An 18,428-nucleotide genomic window follows, 5' to 3' on the forward strand; every position below is an offset into this window, starting at 1 on the left:
CTTGGTTATACTGATTTTATTTCAGTAACCAGGCTTTGCAGTACTTTTTTAGCATCGCCAAAAAGCATGCTGGTTTTCGGTTGAAAGAAAAGTTGGTTTTCAATACCAGCATAACCCGGTTTCATACTGCGTTTGTTTACAATAGTATTTTTTGCACGCTCTACTTCTAAAATGGGCATACCGTATATTGGTGAGGAAGGATCAGTTTTTGCCGCAGGGTTTACCACATCGTTTGCACCCAGTACTAGCACCACATCGGTGCTTTTAAATTCATCATTGGCTTGCTCCATTTCCAGCAGTTTATCATAAGGTACATCAGCTTCGGCAAGTAATACATTCATGTGGCCGGGCATACGGCCTGCAACCGGATGAATGGCATATTTTACTTCAACGCCTTTTTCTTCCAGGAGTTTTTCCAAATCGTGGCAAATATGTTGTGCCTGTGCCACTGCCAGGCCATAGCCAGGCACTATCATTACTTTACTTGCATAAGCCATTACCATTGCTGCATCGCTTATGCTTATTTCTTTATAATTACCCTGTACCGTGTTGCCGGCGCTTGATGCATTGCTTCCTCCAAAAGAACCAATCAATACATTGGTTAAAGAACGATTCATGGCTTTGCACATCAATATGGTTAATAAAGTACCTGCTGCGCCTACTAAAATTCCGCCGGTAAGCATTACTTTATTGTTGTACAAAAAGCCACCGCAGGCAGCTGCTACACCCGTAAATGAATTAAGTAAAGAAATTACCACCGGCATATCTGCACCGCCAATGGGAAACACAAAAAACAAACCATATAAAAGCGACAGGAGAAAAATTATATAAAAAATTACCGTTGCATTTTCATTGTTCCATCCTACAAAAAATACTGCAAGTGCAAGTATAACAAGGAGCAGGGCGATGTTAAAAAAATGCTGTCCTTTAAATGCAAAATCTTTTATTTTGCCATTTAATTTTCCCCACGCAATCATACTGCCGGCAAAAGATATGGAACCAATGATAAGGCCCAAAACAATGATAAGCATCATGCCTTTGGGCGCCACAATTCCATGATGCTGCAAATGGTTGTACTCTACAATGCCTATTAATGCTGCACATGCACCGCCCATACCATTAAACATACTTACCATTTCGGGCATGGCGGTCATTTTTACTTTTTTTGCAGCAAGCGTACCAATTACTGAACCAATCAAAAGCCCTGCAAAAATCCATAAGTGGTTGCCAAGTTTTACGCCTTCATCTTCATATAAAAATATAGTGCCTAATATAGCCAGCGCCATGCCTGCAGCAGCCACCAGGTTTCCTTTGCGTGCACTTGCAGGGTGCGATAGCATTTTTAAACCAACAATAAAAGTTACGGAAGCAATAAGGTAACAGAAGGTGAGTAAGTTTAATGACATAAGTTAAATGTTCAAATTATATATTAAGCATTTATAAATTAAAAATTCAATAAGTAATTTAATTTCCTGGTTTCGGCTTCGTTCAAATCATAAGTTCGTAAATGCTTTAACCAGAACATTGATTTTTTTTGATTAAGTAAACTGCACAAATCCCTTATCCCGGGTAAAAAACCTTTTTTCGTTCTTTCTAATTAATATTTTTCTTCCCTCTTTGTTTTTATAACACTTAATTCAAAATTCATAATTCGTAACTCACCTCTCATTTATTACCGCTCTTTGGTTTAAACATCTCCAGCATCCTGTCGGTTACCACAAAGCCGCCAACTACATTTAATGTACCTAATATTACTGCCAAAAAACCCAGCCATAGCGCAAGGTAATTATCGGCTTCGGCCCGGCCCATTACAATGATGGCGCCAATAATTACCACGCCATGTATTGCATTAGCACCACTCATAAGCGGAGTATGTAATACGCTGGGTACACGGCCTATCACTTCAATGCCCACAAATATCATGAGGATAATGATATAAATGATTTGCTGCTGCGCTGAAATGAAGTTTAATATATTTTCCATATATTTTCTTTATAGGTTTAATAATTTTTCATTGGTTATTCTTCCCTCATGTGCCACACAGGTTCCTTTCACCAAATCATCTTCAAAATTTAAATTCAGGTTTCCCTCCTTATCAATAATAAGTTGTAAAAAATTTAAAATATTTTTTCCATATAATTTGCTGGCATCGGCGGGCATATCGCCTGCCAGTAAGCTATTGCCTGCAATGGTTATGCCATGGTAAACAATTGTTTTTTCATTTTGCGTTTGTGCAGTGTTGCCGCCTGTTGCAGCAGCTAAATCAACTATCACCGATCCGTTCTTCATGGCGGCAAGCATTTCATTGCTGATGAGTACCGGCGCTTTTTTGCCGGGAATTTGTGCCGTTGTAATAATGATATCTGCTTTGGCAACCGATTCCGCAATTTTTTCTTTTTGTCTTTGTAAAAAATCCTGTGATTGCTCCACGGCATATCCACCGGCCTTGCTGGCATCTGCGGCTCCTTCTACTTCTATAAATTTTCCACCCAGGCTCATTACTTCTTCTTTTACTGCAGGCCTTGTATCAAACACTTCTATTACTGCACCCAATCTTTTTGCTGTGGCAATAGCCTGCAAGCCGGCAACTCCTGCACCAAGTACCAGCACTTTTGCCGGAGGAATGGTTCCTGCAGCCGTCATAAACATGGGGAAATATTTTGGATACAAATTTGCCGCTAATAAAACCGCTTTGTACCCGGCAATATTGGCCTGGCTGCTGAGCACGTCCATACTTTGCGCCCTGGTTGTACGGGGCAGCATTTCCATGCTGAAAACCGAAAAATTTGCTGCTGCACATTTTTGGATTACAGCAGTATTCAATAATGCATTATATGTGCCCAGCAGTATTTTTGCCTTACACTGCTTTAGGGCATCATCATTTAAAGCATTTATAGAAAGTATGATTTGCGCCTGCTCCAAAACTTCTTCACGGGAAACGATATTTGCCCCTGACTGCAAATAGTTTTCATCGCTGGTGCAGGCATTGTTTCCGGCGCCTCTTTCTATAAAAACTTTGCAATTTAATTTGGTAAAGCCGGCAATATGTTCCGGTAATAGTGACACCCTTTTTTCCGGTACCGGTTCTTTTAATACTCCAATTATCATGGCTTAAAAATAGGGCATTCGTTTTTATAAAAGTAAAAATTGTTTATAATATTAAAAGCGTACAATAAAATCCTGTTTTTCTTTAAAATCTTTATTGAAAAATAATATTCCTATAAAAAATAAATTAATACTTAGGGTTACTGCCTCGTTTGCTTTGGCAATTTGCCAGGCTTCTTCCATTTCTTTGCTCCAATGTATATCATCAAAAATTACGATGCTTTGCTCATGGCAATTCTGGAGTATTTGCTCAAAATAGAGCAGGGTAGGCGCTTTGCGGTGGTTGCCATCAATAAAAGCCAGGTCAATTTTACCAGATTGTTGCAATAACCTGCTTAAAGTTTCATCAAAGTTGCCTTCAACAAGGCAAATGTTTTTTAAGGGCAACTGGTTAAAAACCTGTTGGGCAATTGCTGCAATTTCCGGGGAACCTTCGCAACTGTAAAGTTTGCCTGATGTATTTCCGCTGGCAAGGTAACTGCTGCTAATGCCAAAGGAAGTGCCCAGCTCCAAAAGGGTTTGCGGCTTAAAATATTGTACCATCCTAAAAAGCAATTGGCCGTATTTTGGCGACTTTAATGATGATGCTGCAATTCTTTTTATTTGCCTTTTGTTTGAAGAAATTAGTGCTGAGCCTGCGCCAAAATCTTTTACCTCAATTTGAGCAGTGTTATGCAGTAATTTTTTTCTTTCGGCTTCAATGGTTGGGTAACAGGCATAATTTTTTTTATCGTTTAAAATTTTTGCAATAAAATTAAAAACGAAAGGGGAGTGTATGCCGTGGCCTTTTCCGTTGAAAGCAGAAAAATAATATTTAAGATATTTTTGAGCAAGTTGATAAGAAGAGTACATATTATTTTCTTACCCATTTTTGAAAAGAATAATCATATAAATGTTTCCCGTCTTTACTAAAATTCTCATTGGAAACCTGTTTCCATTGTTCCGGGTTTATTTCAGGAAAAAAAGTATCGGCATCAAAACTGGCATGTACCCGGGTTAAGTAAATGCAATCTGCAAGCGTCATGGACTGTTTATAAATTTCCCCGCCGCCAATAATAAAAATTTCTTTATAGCTGGCTTCTTTTGCTTTTTCAATTGCATCTTTAAGGCTATTTGCCGTTGTTACATTTGCGGCTTTCCAACCGGGTTGTGCAGTAATTACAATATTCATTCTGCCGGCCAAAGGCTTCCCCATACTTTCAAAAGTTTTGCGCCCCATTATTACTACCATTCCCCAGGTAGTGTTTTTAAAAAATTTCATGTCGTTGGGTAAATGCCAGAGCAATTGGTTGTTTTTGCCAATCTCATTTTTTTCTGCAGCCGCAACTAATAGTGAAACCATTTTTTATTTTTTGTAAAAAAAAGCGAAATAAAATTTAATGCAGTTCTGCTTCTGCATGTACTTCCACTGTTCCATAATCTTTAATCACATCGTATAGCGTTCCTCGCTCCACTGGTTGCCTTTTTGCCTGTTTAATTAGCGTTACCAATTCTTCGGTTGTCATAGAAGGAGATTGTTCTTCGCTGCCGGCCATGGAATATATTTTTGTGCTGTCGTCAATGGTACCGTCAATATCATTTACGCCAAAAGACAAACTCAGTTGTGCATTTTGCCTGCCCAGCATGGGCCAGTAGGCTTTAATATGTGGGAAGTTATCGAGGTAAATTCTGGCAATGGCATACAACCGCATATCCTCTGCAACAGTAGACTCGGGCACATGGCTCATATCATTATTTGCATTGCGAAATTTGAGTGGGATAAAGGTATTGAAGCCTTTTGTTTTGTCCTGCAAGGCACGCAATTTTTTCATGTGGTCTATGCGGTGCTCATATTTTTCAATGTGGCCATAAAGCATGCTGGCATTGCTTGGTATGCCCAGCTGGTGTGCCGCTTCATGTATTTTAAGCCATCCTTCTCCACTCACTTTATCTTCGCAAATTTTATTTCTTATCTCCTCATGAAAAATTTCTGCACCTCCGCCGGGAAGTGATTGAAGGCCTGCTTCTTTTAGCGCTTTCATGCCTTCTTCCACATTAAGTTTTGCTTTGCGAAACATATAATCCAGTTCCACTGCAGTAAATGCTTTAATGTGCAACGATGGGCGGTGGGCATGAATTTTTTGTAAGAGTTCAATAAAATAATGCAAATCCATTTTTGGATGTACACCACCCACTATATGCACTTCGGTTACAGGTTGGTTATCGTAATTTTTTACCATATCCAGCATTTCATCAATGCTCAATTCCCAGCCTTCTTCCCGGTGTGCATACAGCCTGCTGTAGGAACAAAATTTACAACTGAACACACATACATTGGTAGGCTCAATATGAAAATTGCGGTTGAAATATGTTTTATCGCCATGCAATTTTTCTCTTACATCATTGGCCAAAGCGCCCACAAAACCCAGGCTGCCTTTTTCAAATAATACCAGGCATTCTTCATCGGTTATCCTTTTATTGTTTAACACAGATGTGGCTATTTGCCGGAGTTGCATGTCTTTTTCTGCTGCTGCCAAAAATGCTGCTGCACTTCCCATTTTTTTGAAATTTTATGCAAAGTTATTGCTTTTCATTTTTTATCGGCAAATCCTGTAAAAACCTTATTTAACCTGTTTATTTATAAATCTATTATTCCCAAAGCCCATATAGGTTCAATTAAAAAAATAATTATCTTACCGCTTTATAAATAAAACGATACTTGCTATGAGCATAAAATTAAGGCTGACCATTATGAGCTTTCTGCAGTTTTTTGTATGGGGCGCATGGTTAATTACAATTGGCACTTATTGCCTTAATGCCAAAGGCTGGACTTTTCCTCAGTTTGGCGCAATTTTTTCAACGCTGGCGCTGGCTTCACTTTTTATGCCTGCTTTAACTGGTATTATTGCAGATAAATGGTTAAATGCAGAACGCCTTTACGGCATCCTCCATATTGTTTATGGCCTCATTCTTTTTTATGTTCCCAAGGTGGATGACCCGGGTACATTGTATTATGTAATTTTTGGGGCAATGATATGTTATATGCCTACCATTTCTTTGTCTAATTCCATTGCATATACCATTTTAAAAAGAGATGGTTTTGATGTGGTAAAAGTTTTTCCATCCATCAGGGTTTGGGGTACCATTGGGTTTATTGTAGCCATGTGGAGTACCAACCTTAGTGGCAGCAAGGATAACAGCAACCAGTTTATTATTGGCGCAATTGGTGCCATTATACTGGGTATTTTTTCGTTTACATTGCCCAAATGCCCGCCGCCAAAATCTATTGCAAAAGATGCCGGTTTTGCTGAGCAAATGGGCCTGCAGGCATTTAAACTTTTTGGGAATTATAAAATGGCTCTGTTCTTTTTATTTAGCATGTTGCTTGGCGCAGCTTTGCAGCTTACCAATATGTATGGCGATTCTTTTTTAACCAGCTTTGATAAAATTGAAGCCTTTAAAGATTCTTTTGTGGTAAAATATTCAACCATTATTTTATCTATATCGCAAATGAGCGAAACTTTATTTATCCTCACCATCCCTTTTTTCCTGAAAAAATTTGGCATCAAAAAAGTGATGTTGTTTGCCATGCTTGCATGGGTGCTGCGCTTTGGTTTATTTGCCTACGGCGATCCCACAGCAATGGGTACTGTGCATATAATTTTAAGTTGCATTGTGTATGGTATGGCTTTCGACTTTTTTAATATTTCGGGATCTCTTTTTGTGGAAACTTCTACCGATTCATCCATACGTTCCAGCGCACAAGGTTTGTTTATGATGATGACCAACGGCGTAGGCGCATGGCTGGGCAGCACAGTGAGCGGCATGGTAATTGGCAAATATTATATAAATGCCGATGGCTCCAGCAACTGGCAGGGTATATGGTTTGCATTTGCCGTTTATGCTTTGGTTATTGCCATTTTATTTGCTGTTTTATTTAAGCACAAGCATGTGCCGGAAGAAGTGGCAACCGTACAGCATTAATTTTTTTTCTCAAATACAAAGGCTTAAGGTTGGCTTAAATACTGTATTATAGCCAGCCTTATATCGCTGCGGGCATCGGTAGTGCTAGTTGCTGCCGGAAATATTTTTTCAATTTCTTTATTGTCTTTTGTAAGGAAACCCATATTGGCTTCGCCGCCGGTAAGCAAAAAATCACTTAGGGCAACACGATAAATTTTTTGTGCATCAATGGGTTGTTTATTTATAGTCCACACATGGTTGATGGCATCGTAAAATAACTTTTCCGAAAAATGTAAAAAACCACCGGAGCCTTTATTGTTCCTCCCGGCTTCCAGCACTTTTATTAAAAGACTCCCTTTCAAATTTGCTTCGGTAATGCCGCCACCAAAGGGCAGGCTCCTTATAATATCATATTCGGAAATTGGAGGGCTAAGTACATCATCCAATCTTATAGAGCCTGCATTTACAATGGATACATCGCTTTGAGGCGCTGCTTTTTCCATAGCTTTTATAACCATCCTTGAAAAATTTGTGGTATGCAACCTGATAACGGCTTCCCTTGCATCGTAATTTTCTCCGCTTGCCAGTACTATTTTTTTTGCATTAAAACCCAGCGATGCAAAATTGGCATCGGCAATGGCTGTCCATTTTTTTACCACCGCATCAGTTGCCGGGTCCGATACCAGGTCTTCGGTTACCCACACCAGTTTTGCCCTGGTTTTAATTTTTTTTGAATTTTTGTTGATCTGCAATTTTAATTCATAAACCGATCTTGCATTGGCATGTGCTTTACTTATGATTACATTACCCACTTTTTGGTACCGCATATCATGTTCATGTCCGCCGAGTATAAGAGCAAGGCCGGGTATTTGTTGCGCCAGTTTAATATCTTCTTCCATTGCCTGGTGCGTAATGGCCACCACGGCATCGCAGCTATCTTTTATTTGGTTGTATAATTTTATGGCTGTTTGCAGGGGATCGCTATAATGCACATAATCTTTTTTGGTGAATGGGATGTTGATGCCCAAAAAACCAATTTTAGCCGTAGTGCCATCTGCATCTTTTACAGTAATAATTAAGGTTTCGGGAAAATTTTTTTTATTGCCGTTTTTCATTTGTACAAAAGGTTCAATGCCATTTGTTGTTTTATGAAAACTATTGGAAGAAACCCATTGAAAATTAGATTCGTTGATGCGGCTTTGCAATTCGTCTTCATTAATGTCAAACTCATGGTTGCCAAATACGGCAATGTCCAGGCCGGCAACATTAAGCGCATCTACCATTTGTTTTCCTCGGATGCGTTTGCCTTCATATTTAAGGCTGTTATAAACCGATGGACTTAAAAAATCGCCGGCAATAACAAAAAAAGTATTGGGGTTTTTGGCCTTTGCCAATTTGCTTAATGTAGCAACCCTAGCTATGCCGCCGGTTTTGCCTGCTTCTATTGGCGCTATTTCATATACATCATTTATTTGCAAAAACTGTAAGGTTATTTTACCGTTATCTGTTGTAGTGCCGGTTGTGGTTTGCTGTGGAGCAGAGCAGGACAAAAGAAATACCATCGCAGCTATGCCAGCCAAAAATTTTGTTTGTTTCATATTCATTTATTCGGGGCGTAAAAATAAGGAAAAGAAGGATGGCGATAAATTATGGATAGGTTACTGGTATTATATACACCCTAAAATTATACAATAAATTTATTATAATGTCGTTTTATGGCTAAAGCTAACTTTATGAAAAAACTATTACCCTTAGTTTTTGTAATGATTTACCCTTTTTTCACTATGGGTATTTTTGCCCAGGCAAATACCGAAACGCATCTTGATACAAAAGAAACAGCAAAATGTTTTGTAGAGTATAATGATGGCAGCATTAAAGAATTTCAAAAGCTGCAATTAGTAACCGCCATGTTTAAATCGCCACGCCTTATTGCCGATGATAATATTATTATTAAACCCGAAGAAATAAAAGCGTACAACGATTCTAAAGGCCGCTATGCCATCTCTGCAAAATTATTTGAAGATGCCAAAGAAACCTATGTAGCTACTGCTGCATTAAATGGTTTTGCTTACCGTATTGTAAAAGGTAAAATAAATGTTTTTGCACTTAAATATTATAATGGCCGTGTAACTGCCTTAAAATATTATTTACAACAAGGCGATAATAAATCAATACAGCCTTACAGCGCCGAAACACTTGCTGCTATGATAAAAGATGATGCAGGCGCCGCACAGTTTTGCAATAATAATGAACCCGATAAAAATGCAGGAAAATTTTTAACCTCGGTAGTGGAAATTTATAACAGTAACGCACAAACAGTTACCGCAGGTAACTAACTAATAAGTAACCTTATCAATTTTTTTTCTTTACTATTTATCCGCCGGCCTTAGTGCCGGTTTTTTGGTTGGTAATAGTATAACCTATTAATTTTTTTCGATTAATTCATTTTGTATTTTATTATAGCGGGTTTAATATCTTGTTTTTCAATTTTATGTACTAAAAAATTCTTTGAAAAATTATGGATTTTCTCACTTTGTTAAAAAAAATGTTAAAAAACTTTTGGTTTGTTAAATGTTTGCTCTATATTCACACCGTAATTTCCTATAAAAAGCCCGTTCTCCTTCTTAGAAAACACTAATCTGCTACAACTTAGATAAGCTAACCATCCTCAACAAGAATTAGGGCGAAAGCCAATGTTTACAAGTGTTTGCCAATACGCAGGTAATAAAGTTACGTATGCGTTTTAAATATTTATTTACGTTTTTATTTGTTTAATTAAAACCATAATTATGAGCATTTCTACCATCGCTGCTTTTACAAAAAATGCAGCAACTTGCTTAGCCGATGTTCCTACTGGTAATGCAGCAGGCCATACGAACAGCACGAAAAATGAAACGGCATCCGCTGTATTTACAAAACGATGGCGATGGCTGCAGTTACTATTGCTCATAATGGCAACTACCCTTGCTGGTATGGTTGGCCAGGCACAAACAGTAACTATAGGTACAGGAACTTCTACTTCTAATGGTACATCTGCCGATCCGGTACAACAATTTTACAATTATACCCATACCCAAATAGTTTATTTGGCTTCCGATTTAACGGCTGGCGGCATGGCCGCAGGTGCAAGTATAACGGGATTGGGTTTTTCAATTTCGGAAGTTCCGGGAGGTGGTGCCGGCCTTGCAAATTTTGAAATTAGCTTAGGGCATACGGTACAAACAATAGCCAACCCAATGGTTTCTTCTGGGTTGCAGGTGGTAAGGTCAGCTGCTACCTATTTACCGGTGCTGCAAGTTGCCGGTAATTTTGATATGATTACATTTGGTACTCCTTTTATTTGGAATGGTACCAGTAATATAGTAGTAAATATATGTACAGGGTCAAATCCTTATACCAGCCCTTATGGTGGTTTAAGATATACTACCGGAACCTCTGGTGTAATGCGTTATGTGCAAACAGACGGAACTAACAATTGTACAAATTACGCCGGAACAAATTCATCCAATCGCCCCAATATACGGTTTGCTTATACTGCAGGTTCCAACTGCACAGGCACACCTGCAACTGGAGGTACTGCATCTCTATTACCTTCTGCAGGTTTAGGCGGCCAGGTATTTTCTGCATCTGCAACAGGCACAACAAATGGTACCGGTATAAATTACCAATGGGAAAAATCTGCAGATGGTATTGCTGGGTGGTCAGCAATTGCCGGTGCAACAAATACCACAAGTAATATTACCGCAGAAAATATTTTGGGAAATTATTTCTATCGCTTAAAAACTACTTGTTCAAATTCTGGTTTATCAAATTATTCAAATGTTGTAAATTTTACAACCAATGATGGTGTTATAGCAACTTATGGTAGTGATGTACAATCATTATACACTTCCTCAGCTACTACTTCAACAGCTTCAACCTGCCCTGGAACGCTTTCGGTAGTAGTTCCTGCAGGTAAATATATTTCTAATATAACGGCTCAATATAATTTTACCGCCCAGGGCGGTGGCTATATGAGTGAACAACGTTCTTATATTACTTCGCCTTCTTTAGGCTTAGGTGAATCGAGTGTTACTTCTGGTACCGGTTTTTCTGGTGGAACCCTTTCTTATAGCCGTACGCTACCTTTTGCACTTGGAGCTACGGGTACAGTTCAGTTTCAATTACATGCCTTTAGAACTTATGGAGGATCTGGTTGTAATACCACGTATAATTATGTGCCTACGGGTAGCTGGCAACTATTGGTAGACTTTGCCACCTGCCCTCCTGTTACGCCTCCTACCACCTTTGTACCTTCAAGCCCTCTTTGCGGCCTTGGTATTCCACAGGTTGAAGCTTCCGGGGCTACAGGAGGCCAGCAATACCGCTGGTATTTAACATCTACAGGTGGTACGGCGCTCAACGGTAATATGGTTGGTTACGAAAATACGGTTGAGTCTGCTTCCCAATTGCAGCATTACGAAATAAATACAACTACCACTTTTTATGTATCAATAAAAGATGGTTATTGCGAAAGTGGAAGAACGCCTGTTGTAGCTACAGTTCTGGCGGCCGATCCTATTACAATTACGGGTACTACCTCAATATGCTATGGTAGCAATTTAGCGCTTAGCGCAGCTTCTGCTGCTGCTTATAGTTATTCTTGGGTTGCTAATCCGGAACTGGGAAGTGGAATGACAGGAAACCCGGTAGGCGCTTCTCAAAATATTACGCCAGTTACTGAGGGCACTTATACTTACACGGTAACTGGAGTTGCCGGTAACTGTGCGGCAACAAAAGATATTACGGTTACGGTAAATGCATTGCCTCCTGTACCTACAGTGAGCGCTTCGCCAAACTCTGTTTGCGATGGCAGCAATGTTGAGTTATCGGCGGTAGTATCTGCTGCTTCTGCGTATTGTACGCCCACAACATCTGCAACCCCGGGAAATGAATTATCAGATGATAATATTACCAACTTTACTTTTGCAGGAATAAATAACAATACAGGCGATGGCCCGGGTGATTATAATTATTATAATCTCTCTGCAAATGTAACAGCAGGTAGCAGCTACCTGGTATCTATATCACCGGAAGGTTCTTGGAGTGAAACTATGCGTGTGTGGATAGACTTTAACCAAAATGGTATTTTTGAACCAGGTGAAAGTGTATTTAAACTCTGCTTCAAGTTCAGCAATTGCAACCGGTACAATAGCAATACCTTCCAATGCCTACAATGGTATTACCAGGTTGCGTGTATTGTGTAAATACTCTTCTGAATCTCTTGATACCGATGCTTGTTCAGTAGGGTCATCTTATGCTGAATATGAAGATTACGATGTTAATATTACTGGTGGTGTAAATAACCCGTCTGCTTCATTTACTTATACCTGGAAAATTGGCAATACTGTAATTGGTTCAGGAAGTCCATTTACTACAGCAGTTGCCGGTGCAACTACTTATACAGCCGTTGTTACCAATAGCGCAGGTTGCGAATCTTCTGCCGATGTACTGGTAAATGTAAATGCTGTACCTGCTGCGCCCAGCTATTTTGGTTTCTCATTCCAGTGCGGCGCCCAAATTCCTGTAGGTACAGTAGTTACCTCAACCTCAGGTGAACCAGCCCCGGTTTTCCGCTGGTACGATGACCAATATGCCGGAAACCTGTTACAGGATGGAACAGCAGATCATTTCTCCTCAATTATATCTACAACTACTACCTTTTGGGTTTGTGAAGTAAATGCCGTAGGTTGCGAAAGCCCCAGGATTCAGGTAGATGCTTATGTAATTGAGCCGGATGCAATTACTCTGAATACTACTTCTACTTCAATTTGCTTTGGCAGCAGTATAGATTTATCGTACAGCCAAACCGGTAGTACCAATAACTATGTATATAGCCTTACTGCAAACCCTGAAGCAGGAAGCGGAATTACCAACCCGGTAACTCCATCTAACCCACTTACCGTTACTCCAACAGCAGCAGGTACTTATACTTATACTTTGGATGGCGTGGAAAATGATTGTGTTGCACAGTCATCTGTAAGCGTATTAGTAATTGATATATCTGCTACACCGGTAATTACGGTTACACCAACAATAGTATGCCCTGGTAGTGAAGCTTCATTAACTGTGCCTTCTGGAATAGTTAATACTTATTGCGCTGTAAATCCTACTACCAGCACTTGTTGTGAAAAGATTGGCAATGTAACTTTTGGTTCAATAAACAATTATTCTTCTTCAACCGGAGGTTATGAAGATTTCACGGCTCTTTCTACAAATGTTAGCGCTGGAAGTTCTTACCCGATAAACCTGACTTCAGGTACATTCGCTTCCTATTCTTCTGACCAGGTATTGGTATGGATAGATTTTAACCAGGATGGTGATTTTGATGATGCCGGTGAAGCAGTATTGGTTACTCCGGAATCTACATCTCCATGGTCTGGAACTATTTCCATACCATCCGGAGCATATAATGGGCCAACAAGAATGAGGATTCGTATGCATGATAATTCATTGGGTGCAAATACTACACCTTGTGGTAATTCATCTTATGGCCAGGTGGAAGATTATTCGGTAAATATTACCGGTGGAGCTTCTAATCCTAGTTCAGGTACTTATTTATGGAGCACAGGCGCTACGGGTAATTCAATTAATGTAAATCCATTGATTGAAACTACCTATTCTGTAGTATTTACTGGCCCTGGTGGTTGTGCATCAGTTCCTGCTTATGCTACTGTATCTGTACATCCAGTACCGGCAGCGCCTATTGCAACTAATTCCGCACATTGCGGAGATCAGGTGCCAACCGCATCAGTTTCCGGTGCCGGTGGTACATATAAATGGTACGATGCTCCAAGCGGAGGTTCATTATTACAGGATGGCGGTTCTACTTATACCCATTCTATAAATACAACTACAACTTTCTATGTTTCCGAAACCAATTCATTTGGTTGCGAAGGTCCAAGGGCTGCGGTAACAGTTACCGTAACTGTACCCAACCCTATAACAGCCTTTGCTTCTAATCCTGCAATTTGTATCGGAAGCCCCTTAGCCCTGGTTGCTATGCAAATGGGCGTAGGTCAAACTTATACTTATGACTGGACAGCAACTCCAGCTACTGGAAGTGGAATTACCGGCACAGTAACAGGCTTCTTACAGTCTATTACTCCTTCAGCGCCGGGTGTATATAGCTATAATGTAACTGGTACCGATGCAACAGGACCTAATGTATGTATTGTACATGCGAATGTAAGTGTAACAGTAAATGCATTACCTCCAACACCGGTATTTACTGCTACGCCAGCTTCAATATGCTTAGGCAACTCATCAGCATTGGCGGTTGTTGCGCCTGCAAGTAACCCAATTGGTACGGCTACTACAAGTAATTCAAGTGCCTATACACCAATGTACCGGTTATTTGAAGGCCAGCGTGTTCAATACCTGGTAAGGTCTTCAGAATTAAACGCAGCCGGTATTACCGGTGCAGCGTCTTTAGCATCACTGGTATTTAATGTTACCAGCATACCTTCAGGTTCAAATTTAGATGGCTATACTATCAGGCTTGCTCATACAAGTTCTGCAACAATTACTACTTTTGAAAATCCTGCATTTACTACAGTATTTACTGCAGCTAGTTACAATGCAGTACTTGGAGCCAATACCTTTAATTTCTCTGCTCCTTATACTTGGAACGGAACAGATAATTTACTTGTAGATATTTATTGGGATAATAATGCAGACGGTACTTGTGCCAGCGGTTCACCAATTTGCTGGAGCTCCGGACCAAATATTACCTATTCTAATTCTACTTTTGCATCTACCGTTTATTTCTATGATGATAATACAAGCAGTGCACCCAGAGATTTAAGTACAGAAAATACAGTAAGTGGTACATCCACTAATAAACCAAATATGACCTTTGGCCTGTACTCAGGTGGAATATATACCTGGAGTACCGGTGCTACCGGGCCTACATTAACGGTGAGCCCAAGTGTAACCACAAACTATACCGTTAAATTTAAAAACACAGCAACGGGTTGTACTTCTTTAACCAGTGCTCCGGTTGCAGTAAATGTGGTTCCATTAGTGGGTAATGATATTACCGTTTCTCCGGTTAATTGTGCCAATGGTAACTTTACACTTACCAGCAATGCTACAGGCGCACCTGGCCTAATCTATACATGGAACGATGGAGTAGGTGGTACTTATCCAAACGCTGCTACTATTACAGCCAACCTGCCTGCAGGTACCTACAATTTCACCGTTGACATTATGGATTTATGCAGTGTTGTTAGAACAGTTTCTAAAACTGTAGTAGTAAATACATTGCCTACAATTGATGTTGCTACTTCAGTACCTGCAGTATGCGGTACTGGAGCAAGCGCTACATTAACAGCCAGTGGAGCCAGCACTTATGCATGGAGCCCGGCTGCAGGTTTATCTGCAACTACCGGCGCTGTTGTTACAGCAACTCCGGCTATCACATCTACCTATACCGTTAATGGTACCGATGCAAACGGTTGCGTGGGTTCTACTACACATACCGTAGTTGTAGGCCCTGCTGTTACTGTAACAGCAACCGCAACACCAGCTACAGTATGCCCTGGTGGTTCATCTCAATTACTGGCTACTGCCTCTACAGGTGGTGGTGGAAGTACTCCATTGGCTACTGCTTGTACACCTCCGGTAGCTAATGCTGCTATTTCTACAGCACGTTATATTTCAAACGTAGTTTCCAGTGGTGGTGTTTCTAATTTCACTAATCCTACCGGTTTATCAACCAACAGGTATGGTGATTTTACCGCTACCAAAATTGTAACTGCTAATCCTGGAACTTCGGTAACAATTACAGGTACTGGCGGAGCATCGGATACTTATGGATGGGGTGTTTGCGTTGACTTAAATGGCAATGGAATTTTTGAATCATCAGAAATAACAACATCTGGTTCGTATTTAAATGTTTATAACAGAACCTTTACCGCACCAACTGATCCCGGTTCTTACAGAATTAGGGTAATGAATAACTGGTTAACTACTAACCCAAGTAATTCTTGCGCTGCAAGTGGTGGTGGTACGGCTACGAACGGTGAAGTAGAAGACTATGTATTACAAGTATTGGCTCCTGCCTATGTATTCAACTTTGCATGGACAGCAGCACCAAACTCTACTTTAGATAATACAGGTATTACCAATCCAATGGCAACTAACATTAATCCTAATGCAGCAAATGTGCCTACCCCTGCTGACTTTACGATTGTGGCTACAGAAGTAGTTTCAGGTTGCTCTGGTTCCGCTATTGTAACGGTTACAGCAGTTGATGATGAAGCTCCATTAGCTCCGGCCAGCCTGCCTGTAATTACAGGTGAATGTGCCGCAACTGTGGATGCTCCAATTGCACCTGATAACTGCGTAGGCAATGTAACGGGTACAACAATTGACCCGATTACCAGCGATGTGGTTACTACGGTTACGGTGTTTGAACAAGGTGTAAATATCATTACCTGGACCTTTGATGATGGACATGGTAATATATCCACCGTTGACCAAACCGTTAATTTAGATGACGTAACACCACCGCCAGCTCCGGCAAGCCTGCCTACTTATACTGCAGAATGTGAATACTCTGTAACGGTTGTTCCTACTGTAGAAGATGAGTGTGCTAAAACAATTGAAGGTATCCCTACCGATCCTGGTACAGGTGACGTCCTTACTTCACTTACCTTCAGTACACAAGGTGTTCATACCATCCGTTGGGTATTTGACGACGGCAATGGCAATACTTCTTATACCGATCAGGATGTGGTAATACAGGATGTTACAGCACCTGCATTGGTAGATTGCCCTGCTGATATTATGTTGCCAGCCCACATGGGTGTAGCAACATGGACGGCGCCAACAGCTACCGATAACTGCGGATATGGATTAACTGTAACCCAAACTGCAGGTCCGGCTTCTGGCTCTACATTTGCTAACGGTACTACAACTACTATTACCTATACTGCAACGGATGCAGGCGGTAACTCAGTAGATTGTTCTTTCAACGTTACAAGGCGTCCAGAACTGGTAATTAGCGTAACTTATAACCCAATAATGTGTAACGGAAATATGACCCAGGTTACTATTTCCGGCTCAGGTGGCAACCCGCCATATTGGGGAACCGGTACATTTACCGTTGGCTCCGGTACTTACAACTTTGCAATATGGGATGCCGATGGCGCAATGGCAACAACATTGATGACCATTGCCCAACCCGATCCATTACTTGCAGCTTGCGGTACTAATAACCCAGAATTGTTCTTTGGATATGCCGGGGATAATACGGCAACCATAATTGCATCTGCAACAGGTGGCACTGGGCCTTATACCATTTCTTTCAGCATGAACAGGCCATTGAAATGTAATATTTCATGGGGTTCAAGCGATGAAACATGGGTAGCTGCTGCTAATACTGCTACAAATACTTACACTGTATGCCCAGGTTCAGGCTCATTGTCTCAACCTCCGGTTTCTACTTCTACTGCTACATTGAATGCAGGTGAAACCTACAGTTTAAATGTTTCGTTGATGCAGGATGCTGTAATTACCGCAACAATTACCGATGCAAATGGTTGTGTGCAAAAATGTACTACGCCAATATTTGCACAGGATGTAAGGTGCTTAGGTGGAATTGGAAACCTGGTTAAGATTTGTCATAAACAAGGAACACACGGCTGCCGTACAATGTGTGTAAGTCAAGGTGCAGTTGCTGCTCACTTAGCACACGGAGATTATCTTGGAGAATGTACTACCAACTGTCACAACCACAACCCATGGCCATGGTGGGGTCCAGGATGGGGCTGGTGGGGTCCAGGTTGGGGCTGGTGGGGCTGGTGGCCAGGATGGGGCTGGTGGGGTCCAGGATATGGCAACCCTAATCCAGGTAACCCATGGGGCTGGAAGGGTGATGGCAATACCACAACTCCTCCTATAGCCGTAGAAACTTCAAAAGGAGGTACTACAATGCAGCAGGAAGCTACAGATATAGATATCTTTAGCCTGAAAGTTGCGCCAAACCCAAGCTCTACCGAGTTTGTACTGAATGTAAGCACTGCAAATACTACAGACAGGATGCTGGTAAATATTTACGATGTAACTGGTAAAATTTACAAACAATTCAAAGCCCAGCCTTCCCAGTTGATTAGGTTTGGCCAGGAATTAAGGCCAGGTACTTACCTTGTAGAAGTATTACAATCCGGCCGCAGAAAAACGGCTACCGTAATTAAACTGTAAGGGTTTCTTTACCATAAATAACTAAGGCTGCTTTGCAAAAAGCAGCCTTTTTTTATGCCTTTTCTTTAAATTTTGCAGCAGGGATAAGGATGCAAAATATTTTTGTATAAAGTAGCATTTAAGAGCAATAATTA

The 18,428-nt window shown here is 40.6% G+C and carries 11 protein-coding genes; 4 read left to right on the forward strand and 7 right to left on the reverse strand.

The annotated features are described in order from the left end of the window. Nucleotides 1-5: 5 nt before the first annotated feature. From IPO46_13270 to mqnE, 6 genes are all read right to left on the reverse strand, one after another. Nucleotides 6-1,406: an NAD(P)(+) transhydrogenase (Re/Si-specific) subunit beta gene (locus IPO46_13270; GenBank protein QQS63017.1), complete on the reverse strand. Its 1,401-nt coding sequence runs from the start codon at nucleotides 1,404-1,406 to the stop codon at nucleotides 6-8. Between the two features lie 259 nt (nucleotides 1,407-1,665). Then, a complete protein-coding gene (locus tag IPO46_13275) occupies nucleotides 1,666-1,983 on the reverse strand; it encodes an NAD(P) transhydrogenase subunit alpha (GenBank protein QQS63018.1) in 318 nt (105 codons plus the stop codon). Nucleotides 1,984-1,992: 9 nt separating this feature from the next. Further along, the gene (locus tag IPO46_13280; protein ID QQS63019.1) at nucleotides 1,993-3,108 is read right to left on the reverse strand and encodes a Re/Si-specific NAD(P)(+) transhydrogenase subunit alpha; all 1,116 of its coding nucleotides are present in this window, start codon (nucleotides 3,106-3,108) and stop codon (nucleotides 1,993-1,995) included. Between the two features lie 51 nt (nucleotides 3,109-3,159). Beyond that, nucleotides 3,160-3,957, reverse strand: a complete 798-nt coding sequence (locus IPO46_13285; protein QQS63020.1) for a class I SAM-dependent methyltransferase — start codon at nucleotides 3,955-3,957, stop codon at nucleotides 3,160-3,162. Between the two features lies 1 nt (nucleotide 3,958). Continuing rightward, a complete protein-coding gene (locus IPO46_13290) occupies nucleotides 3,959-4,447 on the reverse strand; it encodes a dihydrofolate reductase (protein ID QQS63021.1) in 489 nt (162 codons plus the stop codon). 34 nt (nucleotides 4,448-4,481) lie between these two features. After that, nucleotides 4,482-5,642, reverse strand: coding sequence for an aminofutalosine synthase MqnE (gene mqnE, locus IPO46_13295; protein QQS63022.1), 1,161 nt, complete (start codon nucleotides 5,640-5,642; stop codon nucleotides 4,482-4,484). A gap of 166 nt (nucleotides 5,643-5,808) precedes the next feature. Here mqnE and IPO46_13300 point away from each other — a divergent pair, with 166 nt between their 5' ends. Beyond that, on the forward strand, nucleotides 5,809-7,068 hold the full coding sequence (locus IPO46_13300; GenBank protein QQS63023.1) for a nucleoside permease: 1,260 nt from the start codon (nucleotides 5,809-5,811) through the stop codon (nucleotides 7,066-7,068). Between the two features lie 23 nt (nucleotides 7,069-7,091). Here IPO46_13300 and IPO46_13305 read toward each other — a convergent pair whose 3' ends face one another. Continuing rightward, a complete protein-coding gene (locus IPO46_13305) occupies nucleotides 7,092-8,645 on the reverse strand; it encodes a bifunctional metallophosphatase/5'-nucleotidase (GenBank protein ID QQS63024.1) in 1,554 nt (517 codons plus the stop codon). Nucleotides 8,646-8,780: 135 nt separating this feature from the next. Here IPO46_13305 and IPO46_13310 point away from each other — a divergent pair, with 135 nt between their 5' ends. From IPO46_13310 to IPO46_13320, 3 genes are all read left to right on the forward strand, one after another. Continuing rightward, the gene (locus IPO46_13310; GenBank protein QQS63025.1) at nucleotides 8,781-9,383 is read left to right on the forward strand and encodes a hypothetical protein; all 603 of its coding nucleotides are present in this window, start codon (nucleotides 8,781-8,783) and stop codon (nucleotides 9,381-9,383) included. 453 nt (nucleotides 9,384-9,836) lie between these two features. Continuing rightward, the gene (locus IPO46_13315; GenBank protein ID QQS63026.1) at nucleotides 9,837-12,293 is read left to right on the forward strand and encodes a hypothetical protein; all 2,457 of its coding nucleotides are present in this window, start codon (nucleotides 9,837-9,839) and stop codon (nucleotides 12,291-12,293) included. Beyond that, entirely contained in the window at nucleotides 12,178-18,294 is a 6,117-nt protein-coding gene (locus IPO46_13320) for a T9SS type A sorting domain-containing protein (protein ID QQS63027.1), read from the forward strand. Before IPO46_13315 ends, IPO46_13320 begins: the two co-directional genes overlap by 116 nt. The last annotated feature ends 134 nt before the right edge of the window (nucleotides 18,295-18,428 follow it).

It is taken from the genome of Chitinophagaceae bacterium (genome assembly GCA_016699815.1).
Lineage (GTDB): Bacteria > Bacteroidota > Bacteroidia > Chitinophagales > Chitinophagaceae > Ferruginibacter.